General features: G+C 41.0%; 15 protein-coding genes. All 15 read right to left on the bottom strand.

The genetic code is table 11. The features are described from left to right. Positions 1–36 precede the first annotated feature (36 nt). Entirely contained in the window at positions 37–1,017 is a 981-nt protein-coding gene (gene holA, locus NCY30_RS04555; RefSeq protein ID WP_250818519.1) for a DNA polymerase III subunit delta, read from the bottom strand. A 56-nt stretch (positions 1,018–1,073) separates the two neighbouring features. Further along, complete coding sequence (locus NCY30_RS04550; protein WP_250818518.1) at positions 1,074–3,266, bottom strand: DNA internalization-related competence protein ComEC/Rec2; 2,193 nt, start codon at positions 3,264–3,266, stop codon at positions 1,074–1,076. 3 nt (positions 3,267–3,269) lie between these two features. Next, entirely contained in the window at positions 3,270–4,190 is a 921-nt protein-coding gene (locus tag NCY30_RS04545; protein WP_237998688.1) for a GerMN domain-containing protein, read from the bottom strand. Between the two features lie 16 nt (positions 4,191–4,206). Further along, entirely contained in the window at positions 4,207–5,670 is a 1,464-nt protein-coding gene (locus NCY30_RS04540) for a sensor histidine kinase (RefSeq protein ID WP_055214708.1), read from the bottom strand. Beyond that, positions 5,627–6,316 carry a response regulator transcription factor gene (locus tag NCY30_RS04535; protein WP_006428968.1) on the bottom strand — a complete coding sequence of 230 codons (690 nt, stop codon included), beginning with the start codon at positions 6,314–6,316 and terminating at the stop codon, positions 5,627–5,629. The genes NCY30_RS04540 and NCY30_RS04535 overlap by 44 nt, the downstream gene beginning before the upstream one ends. A 15-nt stretch (positions 6,317–6,331) precedes the next feature. Next, on the bottom strand, positions 6,332–7,099 hold the full coding sequence (locus tag NCY30_RS04530; RefSeq protein ID WP_250818517.1) for a helix-hairpin-helix domain-containing protein: 768 nt from the start codon (positions 7,097–7,099) through the stop codon (positions 6,332–6,334). A gap of 64 nt (positions 7,100–7,163) precedes the next feature. Continuing rightward, complete coding sequence (locus tag NCY30_RS04525) at positions 7,164–7,595, bottom strand: DMT family transporter (protein WP_055195049.1); 432 nt, start codon at positions 7,593–7,595, stop codon at positions 7,164–7,166. Positions 7,596–7,666: 71 nt separating this feature from the next. Continuing rightward, entirely contained in the window at positions 7,667–8,842 is a 1,176-nt protein-coding gene (locus NCY30_RS04520) for an aspartate aminotransferase family protein (protein WP_250818516.1), read from the bottom strand. A 3-nt stretch (positions 8,843–8,845) separates the two neighbouring features. Beyond that, on the bottom strand, positions 8,846–9,745 hold the full coding sequence (gene argB / locus NCY30_RS04515) for an acetylglutamate kinase (protein WP_022415339.1): 900 nt from the start codon (positions 9,743–9,745) through the stop codon (positions 8,846–8,848). 70 nt (positions 9,746–9,815) lie between these two features. Further along, the gene (argJ, locus tag NCY30_RS04510) at positions 9,816–11,039 is read right to left on the bottom strand and encodes a bifunctional glutamate N-acetyltransferase/amino-acid acetyltransferase ArgJ (RefSeq protein ID WP_022415338.1); all 1,224 of its coding nucleotides are present in this window, start codon (positions 11,037–11,039) and stop codon (positions 9,816–9,818) included. A 120-nt stretch (positions 11,040–11,159) separates the two neighbouring features. Next, entirely contained in the window at positions 11,160–11,606 is a 447-nt protein-coding gene (locus NCY30_RS04505) for a GNAT family N-acetyltransferase (protein ID WP_022415337.1), read from the bottom strand. Between the two features lie 93 nt (positions 11,607–11,699). Beyond that, positions 11,700–12,740 (bottom strand): N-acetyl-gamma-glutamyl-phosphate reductase, encoded by a 1,041-nt coding sequence (argC, locus tag NCY30_RS04500; protein ID WP_006428975.1) that lies wholly within the window; start codon positions 12,738–12,740, stop codon positions 11,700–11,702. Between the two features lie 414 nt (positions 12,741–13,154). Continuing rightward, positions 13,155–14,537: a permease prefix domain 1-containing protein gene (locus tag NCY30_RS04495; protein WP_250818515.1), complete on the bottom strand. Its 1,383-nt coding sequence runs from the start codon at positions 14,535–14,537 to the stop codon at positions 13,155–13,157. Further along, positions 14,530–14,865: a PadR family transcriptional regulator gene (locus NCY30_RS04490; RefSeq protein WP_022415335.1), complete on the bottom strand. Its 336-nt coding sequence runs from the start codon at positions 14,863–14,865 to the stop codon at positions 14,530–14,532. Before NCY30_RS04490 ends, NCY30_RS04495 begins: the two co-directional genes overlap by 8 nt. Before the next feature lie 280 nt (positions 14,866–15,145). After that, a complete protein-coding gene (locus tag NCY30_RS04485) occupies positions 15,146–16,516 on the bottom strand; it encodes an NAD(P)/FAD-dependent oxidoreductase (RefSeq protein ID WP_250818514.1) in 1,371 nt (456 codons plus the stop codon). Between the last annotated feature and the right edge of the window lie 320 nt (positions 16,517–16,836).

The raw sequence follows: 16,836 nt of genomic DNA, 5'->3' as shown, positions 1-16,836 counted from the left end.
CTTCTCCTTAATTAAATGTTTATCTTATCAATTCTATCATGCAGCACTGTATTTTACAATGAAAAGTTCCACACTCATCACATCATTCAGGCGTCCCGTCTTTACCATCTCTTCGGTATCTACAGCCTCTTCCAGAATGTTCCTTAACTCTTTCTTTTCAAATGTGCGGCATTGCTGCATATATTTTCCCGCCACAAACGGATGAAGTCCGACTGTCTTTGCGATTGATGATTTATCGTAGCGTTTCCCCACCAGATCTTTCACTTCCAAAAGCAGCTTAAACTGTCTCGTCAGAAGGTATAAGATACGCATCGGCGGTTCTTTTAATGCCAGAAGATCATAATAGTAATCAAGCGCCTTATTCTGATTCTTCATTGCAACCGCTTCTACCATATCAAAAATCTTATTTGTAATCTGTGTTGTACAGATTGCTTCTATATCTGATATCTCAATCTCTTCTTTTCCCATACAGTAACAGAAGAGTTTTTCCAGTTCTTTTTCCAGATTCTCCATATCCGTTCCTGTTGTTGACAGAAGATATCTGGCCGTCTGTTCCTTGATCTTGTAGCCTTCTTTTTTTACATTACCTGCAACCCAGTATAATAACGTCTTCTCATCCTGACGCGCCATCTCAACTACGCGTCCTTTACTCTTCACCGCTTTATACATCTTTCCTCGTTTGTCCGCCTCATTTTCCACGAACAAAAAGCATGCCGTATCCGGCATCGTCTTGATATAATCGGCCAGATCCGGTGTTGTATTTTTAAAAAATCCCGAATTTTCTACCACTATCAGACGACGCTTTGCAAAAAACGGCATTGTCTCGGCAAGATCTATGAGTTCACCCGGATTTATCCCTTTGCCTTCATAATATGCATAATTTACCGTATCCCCATCCGGAAATATTGCCTTGGTTATCCGGTCTCTGTATTGCTTTTTCAAATAAGCCTCTTCCCCATACAGGAGATATACCGGCTTAAAATTTCCTGTTTTTATATCTTCATTTAAACTTTTCATCGGTGTTCTCCTATCTTTTTCACCTCTTAAAAGTATACTGAATTCTCCTTTTAAGTTCAACCGTTTCTCCCATGAATCCGCATACTTTTTTTATTTACAGTTATTCCAAACGCACCGTTTTCCTGTGTAGAATATATTTTCGCGCCACTGTTTTCAAGTCTTTCCAAAGTATCTTTATGTGGATGTCCGTAACGATTCTTCCTTCCTGCCGAAATCCATGCATATCTTGGTTTTACATTTTCCAGAAATGCTTCCGTTGTAGAATTCTTTGATCCATGATGTGCAGTCTTTAATACCTCCCATGAAATCTTCTTTTCCTGTAGATAAGAGAGCGTATCTGTCAGACTTTCTTCTCCTTCTTTTTCCACGTCTCCTGTAAAAAGCATGTCAAATCCCTCGTATTCCAGATGTAGGATCATGGATGCTTCATTTCCGGGATTCATATTCTTTTCTTTTGGCCCCAGACAGGTGAATCTCAACTTTCCTTCTCTGATCTGCGTCCCGTTTTCCATTTCCCAGACCGTCGTTCCATTATCTTCTGCTACACTTATAAGCTCTTCTAACTTTTCATCCCGGTACGCTTCTCCTGTCACAACAAGATTCCGTATTTTTATCCCGACCTGCTGCCTTTTCAGCATTTCTTCAATTCCATTCATATGATCTATGTCTCCATGAGATACGAACACATAATCAATACTTCCTATTCCTCTGTACTTTAAAAACGGTTCTATCCGATATTTCCCGACATTTTTTATATCACTGCTGCCTCCATCGATCAGATAAGTCTTATGCTCCGGTCCCTCCACACAGATACAGTCTCCCTGTCCTACATCCAGCATCGTAACCTCTGCTCCGGTTCTTATCCAGGGGCCCGATATCAATATCAGAAATCCAACCGTATAAAGCGTTATACTTATGATATATTTTTTCCCGTTTCTTTTAAATTTTAATATCAAAATCACTGTCATAAGCACCAGATAATAGATAAAGATTCTTCTCTTATCCGGCCTTCCCGCCACCCATCTTGCCATCGGAAGCTTTATTGTAAAAACGCAGCATTTATCATACACCCATAAGATACATCTGCAGATCCACAAAATCCATTTTCCGGGTATCCACCCGGCCATCTTTATAAATGACCCGATCATTCCACAGGTTAAAACTACCGACATCAGCGGAAGTATTATAAGATTCAGCAGTATACTATACACCGGAATCTCAAAAAAATTATATAAGATCACCGGCCACAATAAAACATTGATTCCCAGGCCTGCACACAGGCTCTTACACCGCATCTCATTTTCAAGCACCGGTATCACCGTACAAACTGCAAAAACAGCTCCAAACGACAACCAAAAGCCACCATCGTACAGATAAAGCGGATGGATCCCGACCGTTAGCACAGCTGAAGCCGCAAGTGCCGTCGGCATATCATAATGTCTACCGGTAATATCCGCACCTATCCGAAATACGAACATCACCCACGCCCGGATCACCGACACGGTCATTCCGATCATCATCACATACAGACACAACAGAATCCCTCCCGTGATTCCACCTGCCTTGTATGAACCTGTCATTCTCCTTGCTATCCGGTATACTCCAAGTCCCGCAAACGATAGATGAAGTCCGGAAATCGCTAGGATATGTCCAATCCCGTTTACCTGATATAATTCTTTCATTTCCTGATCCATACCGCTTTTTTCACCAAGGAGTATTGCCGCAAGTGCTGAACCATCCCGTTCTCCCATCTCGCGTTGCAGCATTTTCTGCCAGTTCATCCGGAATTTTTCAAGTCTGTCTTTTAATTTGTTTCGTTTGTAATCCGTAATCTGTATATCATCCGATCGGACTTTCCCATGGATTCCCTGTTTTTGATAATAAAATTTCTGATCAAAATTTCCCGGATTTCTGGCCTCTTCATAAAATGATACCTTTCCACACACTTTAATCTGGTTTCCTATATGTAATTTTTGGCTGGAATTTGTATAAATGATAATTTTCGATTCTTGAAATTTTTTTGAGTTTGAATAAATAGAATTTTCTTTCAGATAGATCATCCGGCAGTTCTCTTTTTGCTCTTGCCTGTATATTTTGCCGCAAATGGTAATATTATCACCTTCTGCGGCATATCGTTCAATCGGGGAAGGGCGAAGTTCTTTTATGAACCGCTCTCTCCCCCACACAACCATAAAAGCAATGATGCATAGAACCATCAGACACACACTAAGAAGCGGTCTGTTTTTCACATGCTACTCTCCTTCCACAATATTGGGATTTCTGGAAAGAGGTTTTTCCAAATTTATCTTTCCCATATAAGTAATATCTGTTTTTCCGTCAATCAGGATCTGTACTCTGCTGATTGCACTTCCATCTACAATAGAATTCACAATTGCATATACCGGAACTTCCGGATTCATTACATTCGTCGTATCAAGGAATCCGGCGTCCAGATTCACGTAACAGATATGATCTTTTACCGATACACTAAGTACTTTTGTTCCTTCTGGGAGCACTGCTGATTCATTATCCGAATCCGGCCCCTTGATCAGCTGTTCGACCAGTGCTTTTTCTCTGGACACACTGCTACTGTATCTGACATTTACCTTTTCTTTTACAAGACGGGTGCCCTTTTTATTTCCATAATATAAAAGAAATGTCTCATTCTGATAAGCATGCAGACTGGATCCCGTATTCTGTACAAAATCCGATGGCTGCATATATCCTATCTCCTGGCCGTTCTGATCCTCCAGCGGCTCTCCTTCTATCGTAAAGAATACAGCATCTACTCCATCTATCTGTCCAAGCGACTGTACCACCGATGCCCGCAGTACAATTTCTTCCGTTACACTCAGTTTTTGATATGCACGATTAAAATCCACTGTCAGATTTTTGGAATGAAGCGACCAGTTCTTTATCTTTACACCTTTCACAAAGGCACTGCGATAATTAATATTATCTGTATTTTTCTGGACTTTCCCTAACACATAATTAATCTGCGCTTTTTTTGTCTTTCCTTTGATTCTTGTGCCCTTCTCAACCAGTGAAACTCCCTCTGAGTCTGTATAGTAAATCCTGGTGCCGCTAACCTTATCCTCTTTTTTACATCCTGATACTGCTATGATGCAAACAGCTATAAGCAGCAGGATCTTGTAAATTTTTTTCATTTTCATCTTAATCTCCTTCTGCCTAAGATACATAGTTTAACGGAATTCTTACCGTAAAAGTAGTTCCTTCCGATGGCTGACTGAATACTTTGATCGCCCCTCTGTGCATAACCACTGCACTTCTTGCGATTGCCAGACCAAGTCCTGTTCCGCCAATTTCTCTTGAATGGGACTTGTCCACCCGGTAGAATCTCTCAAATATATGTTCCTGTGCTTCAGCAGGTATACCGATTCCCGAATCCGCCACCTCAATATAGCAGTTTTTGTGATCCGCATTTAAAGATACATGCACCCATCCATTTTCCTTATTATACTTGATGGCATTCTCCACCAGATTCGATATTGCCAGAGAGATCTTCATCTCATCTACCTCTGTCGTCACCGGACGAAAACTTTCATAGACCAGTTCGATATTTCTTGTAGCCGCAATCGGACGCAGTCTCTTTAATATCTTTTCTATCAGTTCGTTCATATTTTCTGACTTTATATTCATTGTATTTGCGGTCTTGTCCATCTTGACCAGCGAAAGCAGGTCATTAATAATCTTATTTTCTCTCTCGATTTCTTCCGACATGTCCCCCATAAATTCTTTATAGAGTTCTACCGGTGCATCTTCCTGCAAAAGCAGCGAATCCGCCAGTACTTTCATGGATGTCAGCGGTGTCTTTAACTCATGTGACACATTCGATACGAATTCATTTCTCGAGTCATCCAGAGTCTTCATGCGTCCCGACATCTTATTGAACGCTTCCGATAATTCCATTGTTTCTGTGTACGTATTCTCATGAAGGTAATCATCGTCATAGCCTTCTGTAACCGCAGAAATGGATTCTGTAATGCGTTTAAAAGGTTTTAACATAGCCATTCCCGAAAGCACAGCAATCATAAGGATAACCAGGATCGATGCAAGTGCTGCCACATCTGCTTTGTTTCTTAAAATCTCCAGACTGTCCAGGACAGAATCTGTCGGTGCACTGACAAGCAATACTCCTACAATCGAATCATCTTTTCCTAAAATCGGCGCTGTCACTTCTATATATCTGTTTTTCTTATTATACTCGCTGGTTCCTTTTTCTTTGAAACAACGGATCACATTACCCGATACGATAGTTTTTCCTTCATCCATTTCATATGTATCTTCCTGGATCTTAAAATTACCATCGATTACCATTACCCGGCCGCTGTAGATATTAGATAGCTGAACCAGTTCTGTTCTGATCGTCTCTGACGTATCTCCCGTAAGATAGCCCGAACTGCTCAGCTGATTACTGAGAATGGTACATTGATTCTGTATCTCAGCAGTTCGTACCTCCACTGCTCTTTTCTCATAGCTGGTCAGGAACACCCCTCTCATAATCAATACCGGAACAATCCCTGCCAGTGCCACCAGCAGGATGATCCGGAATTTCATGCTCCTGAATATATTCTTTTTAAAATATTTTTTAACCCCTGAAATAATAACCCACTCCCCATTTCGTATAGACATATTTTGGATCGCTTGGATTCGTTTCAATCTTTTCACGAAGTCTCCGGATATGTACATCCACAGTTCTTGCATCTCCCGGATACTCATATCCCCATACGATATTCAAAAGATTCTCTCTGCTGTAGACTTTACCTGGATTCATGGCAAGCAGTTCCAGAAGATCGAATTCTTTTGCTGTCAGATTGATTTCCTTTTCTCCGATGATCACGCGTCTGCTTTCGCAGTCAATCTTCATCTCGCCTTTTACGATCACTTTTTCATTTTCCTGATTTTTATCACGCTTGCTGACACGGCGCATAATGGCTTTGATCCTTGCCTTCACTTCCAGAATATTGAATGGCTTTGTTATGTAATCATCTGCTCCATAATCCAGTCCCAGGATCTTATCCATATCGTCGCCTTTTGCTGTAAGCATAATGATCGGAACATCCGAATATTCCCGGATCTGCTGACACACTTCAAAACCGTCATATTTCGGAAGCATGACATCCAGAAGAATGATATCATATGCATTCTCCTTTGCCAGTTTCAGTGCCTCTTCTCCGTCATAAGCACAGTCCACATCATATCCATCCTGCTCCAGACTAAACCGGATTCCTTTTACTATCAGTTTTTCATCATCCACAACCAATACTCGTCTGCTCATGTTCCTACTCCCTTGTCAGATCTTAATTTGATCTTTTACTTTCTGAAATACACCGCCTTTAATACCTTCCACTTCCATCAGATCTTCTATCTTCTGAAACTTTCCATGCTCATCTCTGTAACGAATGATCGCGTCAGCCTTCGCCTCTCCGATTCCGGATAGTGTCATCAATTCGTCCTTCCCGGCCGTATTAATATCCACCTTGCCATCTGCCGTACTTCCGGCATCTGTGCTTTTTGTTGCATCTGTCTTTTCATTATCCGCATTCTGTACGAAAGTACCGTTGTTCTCTGTTCCGGCTTTTGCCTCTTCTTTCGTCGGAACATATATTCTGGAACCATCTTCAATCTTTTCTGCCTGATTCAGAGCCTCACCTGCTGCCTCATCCGTAAATCCTCCAGCCATCTGAATAGCTTCATACAAACGACTGTCCGATGTCAGTTCATACACTCCCGGAGACTTCACTGCCCCGCATACATGTACATAACAGATCTGTAGTTTTTCCTGCTTAAGGCCATCTTTTTCTGTCATGTTATCATCCGTTCCCGCTTCTGATCCTTCAGCCTCTTTTGCAGTATTTCCATCTGCTTTTTCCACATCCGGTTCATGCCCGTCCAACGAAATAAGTTCCGTCTGTTCCTGTGATTTTCGGTCTCTGCATCCGGTCAGATTCACGACACATATCATACTCAGTATCATGGTAAAGATCAGCAATATACGGCATATTTCCTTCTGTATTTTTCTCTGTTCTGTTATTCTGTTCTGTCTTTTTTCCCTATGCATAACTTCTCCTTTACAGCCTGTCGAAAACTGTAAATCCCCGCATATGCCTAGTGAAATAATTGTACTATTTCCACTGAAAAATTGCAACACCAATCAGGGCAATGGACATTCCAATAATTTTACGGATTTCCAGTGGTTCTTTGTCTACTCCGAACAATCCGAGAAGTTCTATTACGTACGCTACGATCAACTGCGAGATTACAATCAGAAGTGCTGCCTTCGCCGGTCCCAGTGCCTCCATACTCTTGATCACGGTCCATGTGATCCCTGCACCGATCACTCCTCCGAGGAGTACATATTTGGGCTCTACCTTCCACAAATTCCCGATAGAATCCCGCCCGGCGATCAGCCATGCCGCTGCACACAGCAGAAATGCACTAAACTGCACCCATCCATTACTCACCCACATCCCCGTTGTCTTCGTCACCTGCGTATTAAATACTCCCTGTACACTCATAAGCGCTCCCGACAAAAGCGCAATCAAAAAACCAGTCATCTCCATACCTCCTGCTTATGCAGATAATATGTCCCATGACTGGTTTTTTATGCTGTTAATTTCAAAAAATATTACAGTACCTTCTTTAAAATCCGGATCATCTCATCCACATGCTCTTTTTCAATAATAAGAGGTGGTACAAAACGGATCACATCGTTTCCGGCTCCGATGATCAGAAGTCCTTCTTTTAAGGCCTCTTTCGTAATCTCGGATAATGGCTTTGTCACCTGTATTCCCTGCATCAGTCCTTTTCCTTTAACGGCCTTTACGCAGTCACATTCTGACTTCAGTTCTTCTAGTTTTTCTGTCAGATATGCACCGAGTTCCTGCACATGTGCCACAAGATTCTTTTTCTCAAAAATCTCGATCGTCTTACTTACAGCTGTACATGCCAGAGGATTTCCGCCGTAAGTAGTTCCGTGATCACCTGGCTCCAGTGAATACTTCGCGATCTCTTCTGTCATTGCAAACGCTCCTACCGGAATTCCGCTTCCGATTGCTTTTGCCATAGACATAATATCAGGTCTGATACCATAAGACTGCCATGTGAACATGGAACCGGTTCTTCCCATACCACACTGCACTTCGTCACAAATCATCAGAATTCCTTCTTCATCGCAAAGTTTGCGGATCCCTTTCATAAATTCCTCTGTAGCCAGATTGATGCCGCCTTCTCCTTGAAGCGGCTCCAGGATAATCGCACATGTTTTGTCTGTTACCAGTGCTTTTACACTGTCCAGATCATTATATTCTGCAAATGACACTCCCGGTACAAGTGGCTCAAACGGTGCACGATATGGATCATGACCTGTTACCGATAACGCTCCAAAGCTTCTTCCATGAAAAGATTCCTTCATAGCAATGAATTCATAACGGCCGGTTCCTTTTTTGTATGCATATTTTCTTGCCGCTTTTAAAGTTCCTTCTACCGCTTCTCCGCCACTGTTGGTAAAGAAAATCCGATCCATTCCGGTAATACGTTTCAGATCTTCTGCTGCTTTTCCACATACAGTATTGTAATACAAATTAGATGTGTGAAAAAGCTTGTCAATCTGTGCTTTTAATGCTTCATTCAACTCCTGATTGCCGTATCCCAACGAAGACACCGCATATCCGGCTGCAAAATCCAGATATTTCTTTCCTTCTGTATCATACAGATATACACCTTCACCGTGATCTAACACAACCGGAAACTGGTTATAAGTATGTAACAAAGCTTCGTTTGTTTCTTTCATATATTCATTCATAGCTTATTCTCCGTGATAATATCTTTCTTCTACATCATTTTTGATTGCTGTTCCGATTCCCTTATTCGTAAAGATTTCAAGAAGCAGGCAGTGTGGAATTCTTCCATCCAGAATATGTACTCTGGATACACCGTTTTCGATTGCATCAATACAGTTCTGGATCTTCGGAAGCATACCTCCACCGATATATCCTTCCTCCATCAGTTTCTTCCCTTCGGAAACATTTAACTCTGAAATCAATGTAGACGGGTCATTCGGATCTTTGTATACACCTTCAATATCTGTTAAGAATGCAAGTTTTTCTGCATTGATTGCTTTCGCGATTGCACATGCCGCATCATCCGCATTAATGTTATAAGTATTGTATTCATCATCCAGACCGATCGGTGCAATAATCGGAAGGAAATCTTTTTCCAGAAGATCATAGATGATATCCGCATTCACTTCTTTGACATCGCCGACAAATCCGATATCTTCACCGTCTGCCAGTTTCTTATCCACTTTCAGAAGGCCGCCGTCTTTTCCACTGATACCAATGGCTCTTACACCGAGCTGTTCCACTAACTGAACAAGACTTTTGTTAACTTTACCAAGAACCATCTCTGCGAGTTCCATCGTCTCTGCATCCGTCACACGAAGTCCATTGATAAAATGTGGTTCCATGCCGACTTTTCCAACCCATTTGCTGATCTCCTTGCCACCGCCATGAACGATGATCGGTTTGAATCCAACTAATTTGAGAAGGGTTACATCCTGAATGACTCTTGCTTTTAACTCTTCGTCTACCATGGCACTTCCACCATATTTTACTACAATAACCTTACGGTTAAATCTCTGGATATATGGAAGGGCTTCAATCAGTACTTCTGCTTTGTCCAGGTATTTCTGCATTGCTTTTTCCATCTTTTGATCTCCTGTCTTTTCATTTCTGTCTGTTTGCTGCATCTGTATACTTTAATCTTTGCATTCTGAATTAGCTTCTGTAATCTGCATTAATCTCAATATATCCGTGAGTCAGGTCACATCCCCATGCTGTTGCTGTCTTATCTCCCATCTTCACATCTGCAATTGCTGTAACTTCCGGCTCAGACAGAATTTTAGTTGCCTCTGCTTCGCTGTAATCTACAGCCGTACCATTTTCAATGATCTGGATTTTTCCGGCTTTACTCTCAAAGAACAGGTCAACTTTTTCAGGATCGAACTGTGCTCCGGAATATCCCATTGCGCAGAGAATTCTTCCCCAGTTTGCATCATGTCCTGCAATCGCTGTCTTTGTAAGATTAGAGCATACGATAGATTTTGCAAGTGTCTTTGCCTGTTCTACGCTCTCACAGCCAACTGCCTTGACTTCGAATAATGCAGTTGCACCCTCTCCGTCTCCTGCAATCTTCTTTGCAAGATATTCGTTGATCGTATGTAATGCTTCTGCAAAATTTTTATAATCTTCTGTTCCATATGTGATCTCCGGGTTCTCTGCCAGACCATTTGCCAGCAATACAACGGAATCATTCGTAGAAGTATCTCCGTCTACAGAAATCATGTTGTAGGTATCTCCGACATCTTCGCTTAATGCTTTCTGAAGTGCATCCTTTGTGATCACTGCATCTGTTGTAATAAATGCAAGCATCGTACACATATTCGGATGGATCATTCCGGATCCTTTTGCCATACCTCCGATAGTTACTGTCTTGCCGCCGACTTCGATTGTAACAGCCAGTTCCTTCGGAAATGTATCGGTTGTCATAATTGCTTTAGCTGCTTCTGTTCCATTTTCAAGTGTATCATTCTTCTTTCCTGCCAGCGCTTCGATTCCAGCTGTCAGTTTGTCGATCGGAATCTGTTTTCCGATAACTCCGGTAGAACCGATGAGAACACCGTCTGCGGAAATGTTCAGTGCTTTCGCTGCTGCATCTGCTGTATCTTTACAGTATCCAAATCCTTCTGCTCCGGTGCAGGCATTGGCGATTCCTGAGTTTACAACGACTGCCTGTGCTTTTGCCCCGCTTTTTACAACCTGCTGATCCCATTTGACCGGTGCTGCTTTTACAACATTTGTTGTAAATGTTCCTGCTGCCACGCATGGAACCTGGCTGTATACCAGTGCCATATCCGTTCTGTCTTTATACTTAATTCCTGCTGCTGTACTTGCTGCTTCAAATCCTTTTGCTGCGGTTACTCCGCCTTTTACCTGTTTCATCTGTTCTTCCACCTTTCTTAATTCTCTCATTTTATATTACCGGCTGTTCATTAGTCTCAATTTTCTCGTTTTATCTGCCGGTTCTTTTATATGCTCTTTTATTTTATCTTCCTAATCTGCTTACTGGATAAACGCCGTGATATTTGCTTCATTCAATGTAAAATCATAATAATTCAGATCTTCTCTTTTTGTCCATCCGATTTCTTTCCAGAATGCATTGCCGATATCGTTCTGTGTAAATGCGATCAGAGATACTTTGTTAATACCTTCTTTTTTCAGTGCTTCCATGGTAAATACTACCATAGCCTTCCCGATTCCCTTCATCCTGTGATTTACATCTACACACACATGATACAGACAGCCTCGTCTTCCATCATGCCCGCAGAGAATCGCTCCGACGATTTTTCCGTCTTCTTCGGCAACTACGCTTGTCGTAGGATTTCTTTTTAAAAAGCGTTCTACGCCCTCTTTCGAATCATCCACACTTCGTATTCCGAATCCCTTGATGCTCATCCAAAGCGCGTGCACCTGATCGAAATCTTCAATTGTCATTACTCTTATATTCATATGTATTATTTTTCTCCTCTGCCTGTATTTTCAGATGAACTTAGGATAATGCTCCCTTACATTTCATCTTATCTGCATCCTTTTTCCGAAAATTTATGGGAACATTGGCACCAGTTCCAGACCTTCTGTCTCCGGAAGTCCGAACATCAGGTTCATATTCTGTACTGCCTGTCCTGCCGCACCTTTTACCAGGTTGTCAATGGCTCCCATCATGATGATACGGTTGGTTCTTGGATCGATCTTGAAATTGATGTCTACATAATTACTTCCTTCTACCCATTTTGTCTCCGGGCATACATCCTTTTCCAGAACACGGACGAATTTCTCATCTTTATAATATTTATCATAGATTGCTTTGACTTCTTCGTAGGTCACATCTTTTTTCAATGTTGCATATTCCGTCGCCAGAATTCCTCTGTTCATCGGAACCAGATGTGGCGTGAAGTTGATCAGCACTTTCTCTCCTGATGCATATCCGAGTTGTTCCTCGATCTCAGGTGTATGTCTGTGGCTTGCAACACCGTACGCTTTCATATTCTCATTCACTTCACAGAAAAGGTTCGGCACTTTTGCACCACGTCCTGCTCCGGAAGTTCCGGACTTGGCATCCACGATCAGGGTATTCATATCAATGATTCCTTCTTTTGCCAGTGGATAAGCAGTCAGGATCGAACAGGTTGTATAGCATCCAGGATTGGCTACCAGTCTTGCTTTCTTCACATCTTCTCTGTTGATCTCGCAAAGTCCGTATACCGCTTCTTCGATATACTGTGGGCTCTTGTGTTCAATTCCATACCATTTTTCATAAGTAGCAACGTCTTTGATACGAAAGTCTGCACTTAAGTCGATGATCTTTGTCTCACTTAAAATCTTGTCATTCATCATCGATGCGCAGAATCCCTGTGGCGTTGCAGTAAAGATCACGTCTGCCTGCTTTGCCAGTTCTTCCATATTATCATCCAGACATTTCGCATCTACGATCTGGAACATATTCTGATATACATCTGCATATTTCTTATCTATATAGCTTCTGGAACCGTACCATACAATCTCAGCATCTTTATGTCCGGCGAGAATTCTTACCAGTTCTCCCCCGGCATATCCAGTTGCTCCAATAATTCCAACTTTAATCATCTATATAACACCCTTTCCGATATTGAATTTTTATAAATTATCGTACGTTTTATAGTACCCCAATTTCCTGTAATTGTCTAGTTTGGTCGGATTGTTTTTTCAAAATCCATTTATTTACTTTTGTGTGGTAAAAGAGGAACTTGCATAATTATACATCTATAGTGTATATTATGCAAGTCCTTTTTAATTATATTTCTGTTTAGTTCATCATCATGGCTTACCCCGGTCCATGAGAAACTGCCAGCGACAGATTATCAGATTATATAGATACACTTCCGGTCTCACAACGGTTACGGTTCAGCTGTTTAATTATTATAGCATGCGATAACGCGAGGAAGAAAAGGAAGAGAGTCCAGCTGCACGCAGCTGGACTCTCTTCCTTTTCTTCCGGCCGGGTATCAGCCGTTTAATAGATTAAACAGAAATCTCCTTCTTCTTCACCTCCGGATCCACCAACACATTCTGATACCGGTAAATACTAAGTAATATTCCAAACATAATATAACTGATCATCATCCCACTTCCCCCGGTCGTCAGAAACAGGCAATAATTATTTGAAAGTGGAAAATATCCAAGATTTTCTAATACATATCCAATGAACTGAATAAGCAGGACCACCACACATCCGGTTCCCATAATCATGCCGAGTTGATTTTTCTGGTGTCCTGTCTTTTGCAGGAACCATATCAGAATGCCTCCTACAATAGCAATTATCAGAACCGCTGCAAATATTCCATAATAATGTATAATAAAGGTCAGCATATAATCTCTGTTAAAGAACTTTATTTTTTCACAATCTCCACGTCCGGCAAGATGTGCTCCGGAGATCATATTTCTTATCATTCCCCCTAAGGTTCCGTCATTGCTTTCCGGATGGATAAAAGCGGATAGTCTTGCCATCTGATAATTTGCTACAGAGTCCAGTTTTACGAACACCCCAATTCCTGCTGCCGGGAGCAGAATTACCAGACTCCACAGTGTAATCAATGTTCTTTTTCTATTCACCTCAAACCATTCTTTCCAAACTGCAATTGATAACAGAATCATAAATGTAACTTCTACGCTGATTGCCATGGACAGATTCGGAATGCGTAAGATGATCCACACCGGCAGTATCTGCCACAGTATTGCCTTTACAACACCGGAATAACCAGATTTTTTTCTTCGCATGCTATACAATGTTGCCGCATATGCAGGAACAATCAGATATAAAAATGGACGCAGCGGTAATACCCGGCCAAATAAAAACAGGATCCCGTAAGCAGCTCCATTGATATATACTGCACCCATGAACAGGCTCAGTCCCATAACCACGATCCAGCCTCCGGTTAACAACTTGCCATACTTTCCTATTCTGCTGTAATCAAAATAACAGATTCCTATCATACAAGCCAGACCAATGATCGTCCACATAACACTTTTCAGATAGTTGATATTACCACCAATTCCCGATGCGATCCATTCTACATCTCCCGGATTATTTCCTGCATCTGCCAGGATGCTTGTTCTTATGAGATACATTAGTACAATTCCTGCCAGATTCAAAATCGCGATCAGTCCGATCATCTTCCAGGCCATCTTCGGTCGATGGATACGGTCCATCTCAACACCAACCTCTACCGGATCACCCATTTCCAGAACTGCCGCTTCTTCTGCTTCTTCGACATTCATTCCTGCTTTCATATAATCACTTTTCTGATCTTCGATGTGTCCTTCCAGTTCTTTTGTTACCAGCGGAAGTGCCCGCTTACACCGGATCTGTTCTGTTACCGTCTGTATATATTTCTTTTTATCCAAAGCACACACCACCCATCACATCCAGAACCGCTTTTGAATACTCTTTCCATTCTTCTGACTTCTTTTTTAATTCTTTTTTTCCAGATCTTGTAATATGATAATATTTTCGGATCTTTCCGACTGCTTCTTTCTCATAAGACTCTACGAATCCTTTTTCTTCCAGACCATGCAAAAGCGGATACAAAGTTCCTGCTTTTAACTCAAATACATTCTTTGATTTTCCCCGGAGGGTATCGATCATTTCATATCCGTACATGTCCTTTTCTTCTAATAATTTTAACACCAGCATCGTAGTACTTCCTGATACCAGACTTTTGTCTACTGCCATCTTCTCTTACCTCCTTTTTATAATCCAGTATGTAGATTATCTACATACTATATCGTTCGTCTATATATTATATCGGCAATCTACACAAGTCAAGATTTTTATTATTTTTTTACAAATTTCCTTACGAATGCATTGCAACAAAAAAATTCCGTGTCCTACTCAGCTATCAACTGAATAAAACACAGAATTTCTTATACTATTCTTGCTTTATACTGTTTTTTCTGTCAGCTCTTGCCGTCCTTCCGTTTCGGATGTCAGCCAGTTCACAACCGAACTTGTTCTAAGCTTCTTCAATAATATGTCTTGCTACATACACCCCACTTGCAGATGCATGCGAAAGTGAATGTGTCACACCACTTCCATCTCCGATCACATACAGTCCTTTATGACAACTTTCCAGATTTTCATCAATATCTACTTCCATGTTGTAGAATTTAACCTCCACACCATACAGAAGTGTATCATCATTAGCTGTTCCCGGTGCAACTTTATCCAGCGCATAGATCATCTCAACAATACCATCCAGGATTCGTTTTGGAAGTACAAGACTTAAATCTCCCGGTGTTGCTGATAAAGTCGGTGTTACCAGGCCCTCTTCGATACGTTTCTCTGTACTTCTTCTTCCACGTACCAGATCACCAAAACGCTGTACGATAACCCCTCCGCCAAGCATATTGGAAAGTCTTGCGATACTTTCTCCATATCCGTTACTGTCTTTGAACGGCTCTGAGAAATGCTTTGCAACCAGAAGGGCAAAGTTTGTATTATCTGTCTTTTTCTCGTTTCCTTCATAGCTGTGTCCATTTACCGTGATGATTCCGTTAGTATTTTCATTTACAACAATTCCGTTTGGATTCATACAGAATGTACGTACATTATCTTCGAATTTTTCTGTTCGATATACGATTTTGCTTTCGTAAAGTTCATCTGTCAGATGTGAGAATATAACAGCCGGAAGCTCTACTCGAACACCGATATCTACACGGTTGGATTTTGTAGGGATTTCCAGATCCTTACATACCTTTTCCATCCATTTACTTCCGCTTCGTCCTACAGATACAATACATTTTTCACATTCATAACTGCCTTTTTCACATACAACTTTGTAGCCATTTTCAATCTTTTCAATTGTGTCTACCGGTGTATCAAAATAGAAATCCATATGGTCTTTCATCTGATTATACAGATTCTGAAGTACCACATAGTTGATATCTGTTCCAAGATGACGAACCGATGCATCCAGAAGATTTAACTTATTCTGCAGACAGAGTTTTTTGAATTTGGTTCCTGCCGTAGAATAGAGCTTTGTTCCTTCTCCACCGTTCTCCATGTTGATCTCATCCACATATTTCATCAGTTCTACTGCCTGTTTCTTTCCGATATACTCGAACAGAGTTCCACCGAAGTCATTCGTAATGTTGTATTTTCCATCCGAAAATGCTCCGGCTCCTCCAAATCCGCACATGATCGAGCAGCGCTTACAATTGATACAGCTCTTGATCTTATCTCCGTCAATTGGACATTTTCTCTTTTCAAGCGGATAGCCTTCTTCAAATACAGCAATCTTACATCCCGGTTTCTTTTTCATCAACTCATATGCCGCAAAGATTCCTCCGGGACCTGCTCCAATAATAATTACGTCATAATTCATACGTATCTTTCTCCTTTTATATATAAAAATATTATTTCGAAATTTTTTCTTGCGCTGATATTTTCTTAATTTATTTTTTGCGCAAATTGCCGGATATATTTTACGTTGTCGTCATGGATTCGTCAAGCATTTTTCGCAAGATCTTTCATCATTTCTTAACTATGTTTTTTAATCGAATTATGTAAACTTATCTAATCCCCTTTTAATTTTCCATTTATTATATTCAAATATTCATCCATCATACACTTCCCCTTTATTTTATGCATATTTTTGCATATTTTTTAATTATTTTCACTTTTTTATCATTTTTTCTTGCATAA

Source organism: Dorea sp. MB18-49 (assembly GCF_023669465.1).
Taxonomy (GTDB): Bacteria; Bacillota; Clostridia; order Lachnospirales; family Lachnospiraceae; genus Dorea_A; species Dorea_A longicatena.
The sequence above is the reverse complement of the archived record's forward strand: the minus strand, read 5'-3'. Positions and strand labels throughout refer to the sequence as shown.

Coding starts and splice junctions, on each gene's coding strand:
- NCY30_RS04535 (WP_006428968.1), bottom strand. CDS start 6,316: ATGAGCAGACGAGTATTGGTTGTGGATGATGAAAAACTGATAGTAAAA.
- argC (WP_006428975.1), bottom strand. CDS start 12,740: ATGATTAAAGTTGGAATTATTGGAGCAACTGGATATGCCGGGGGAGAA.
- NCY30_RS04505 (WP_022415337.1), bottom strand. CDS start 11,606: ATGAATATAAGAGTAATGACAATTGAAGATTTCGATCAGGTGCACGCG.
- NCY30_RS04520 (WP_250818516.1), bottom strand. CDS start 8,842: ATGAATGAATATATGAAAGAAACAAACGAAGCTTTGTTACATACTTAT.
- NCY30_RS04540 (WP_055214708.1), bottom strand. CDS start 5,670: ATGTCTATACGAAATGGGGAGTGGGTTATTATTTCAGGGGTTAAAAAA.
- NCY30_RS04525 (WP_055195049.1), bottom strand. CDS start 7,595: ATGACTGGTTTTTTGATTGCGCTTTTGTCGGGAGCGCTTATGAGTGTA.
- argJ (WP_022415338.1), bottom strand. CDS start 11,039: ATGAAACAGGTAAAAGGCGGAGTAACCGCAGCAAAAGGATTTGAAGCA.
- NCY30_RS04545 (WP_237998688.1), bottom strand. CDS start 4,190: ATGAAAATGAAAAAAATTTACAAGATCCTGCTGCTTATAGCTGTTTGC.
- NCY30_RS04530 (WP_250818517.1), bottom strand. CDS start 7,099: ATGCATAGGGAAAAAAGACAGAACAGAATAACAGAACAGAGAAAAATA.
- argB (WP_022415339.1), bottom strand. CDS start 9,745: ATGGAAAAAGCAATGCAGAAATACCTGGACAAAGCAGAAGTACTGATT.
- NCY30_RS04490 (WP_022415335.1), bottom strand. CDS start 14,865: ATGGCAGTAGACAAAAGTCTGGTATCAGGAAGTACTACGATGCTGGTG.
- holA (WP_250818519.1), bottom strand. CDS start 1,017: ATGAAAAGTTTAAATGAAGATATAAAAACAGGAAATTTTAAGCCGGTA.
- NCY30_RS04485 (WP_250818514.1), bottom strand. CDS start 16,516: ATGAATTATGACGTAATTATTATTGGAGCAGGTCCCGGAGGAATCTTT.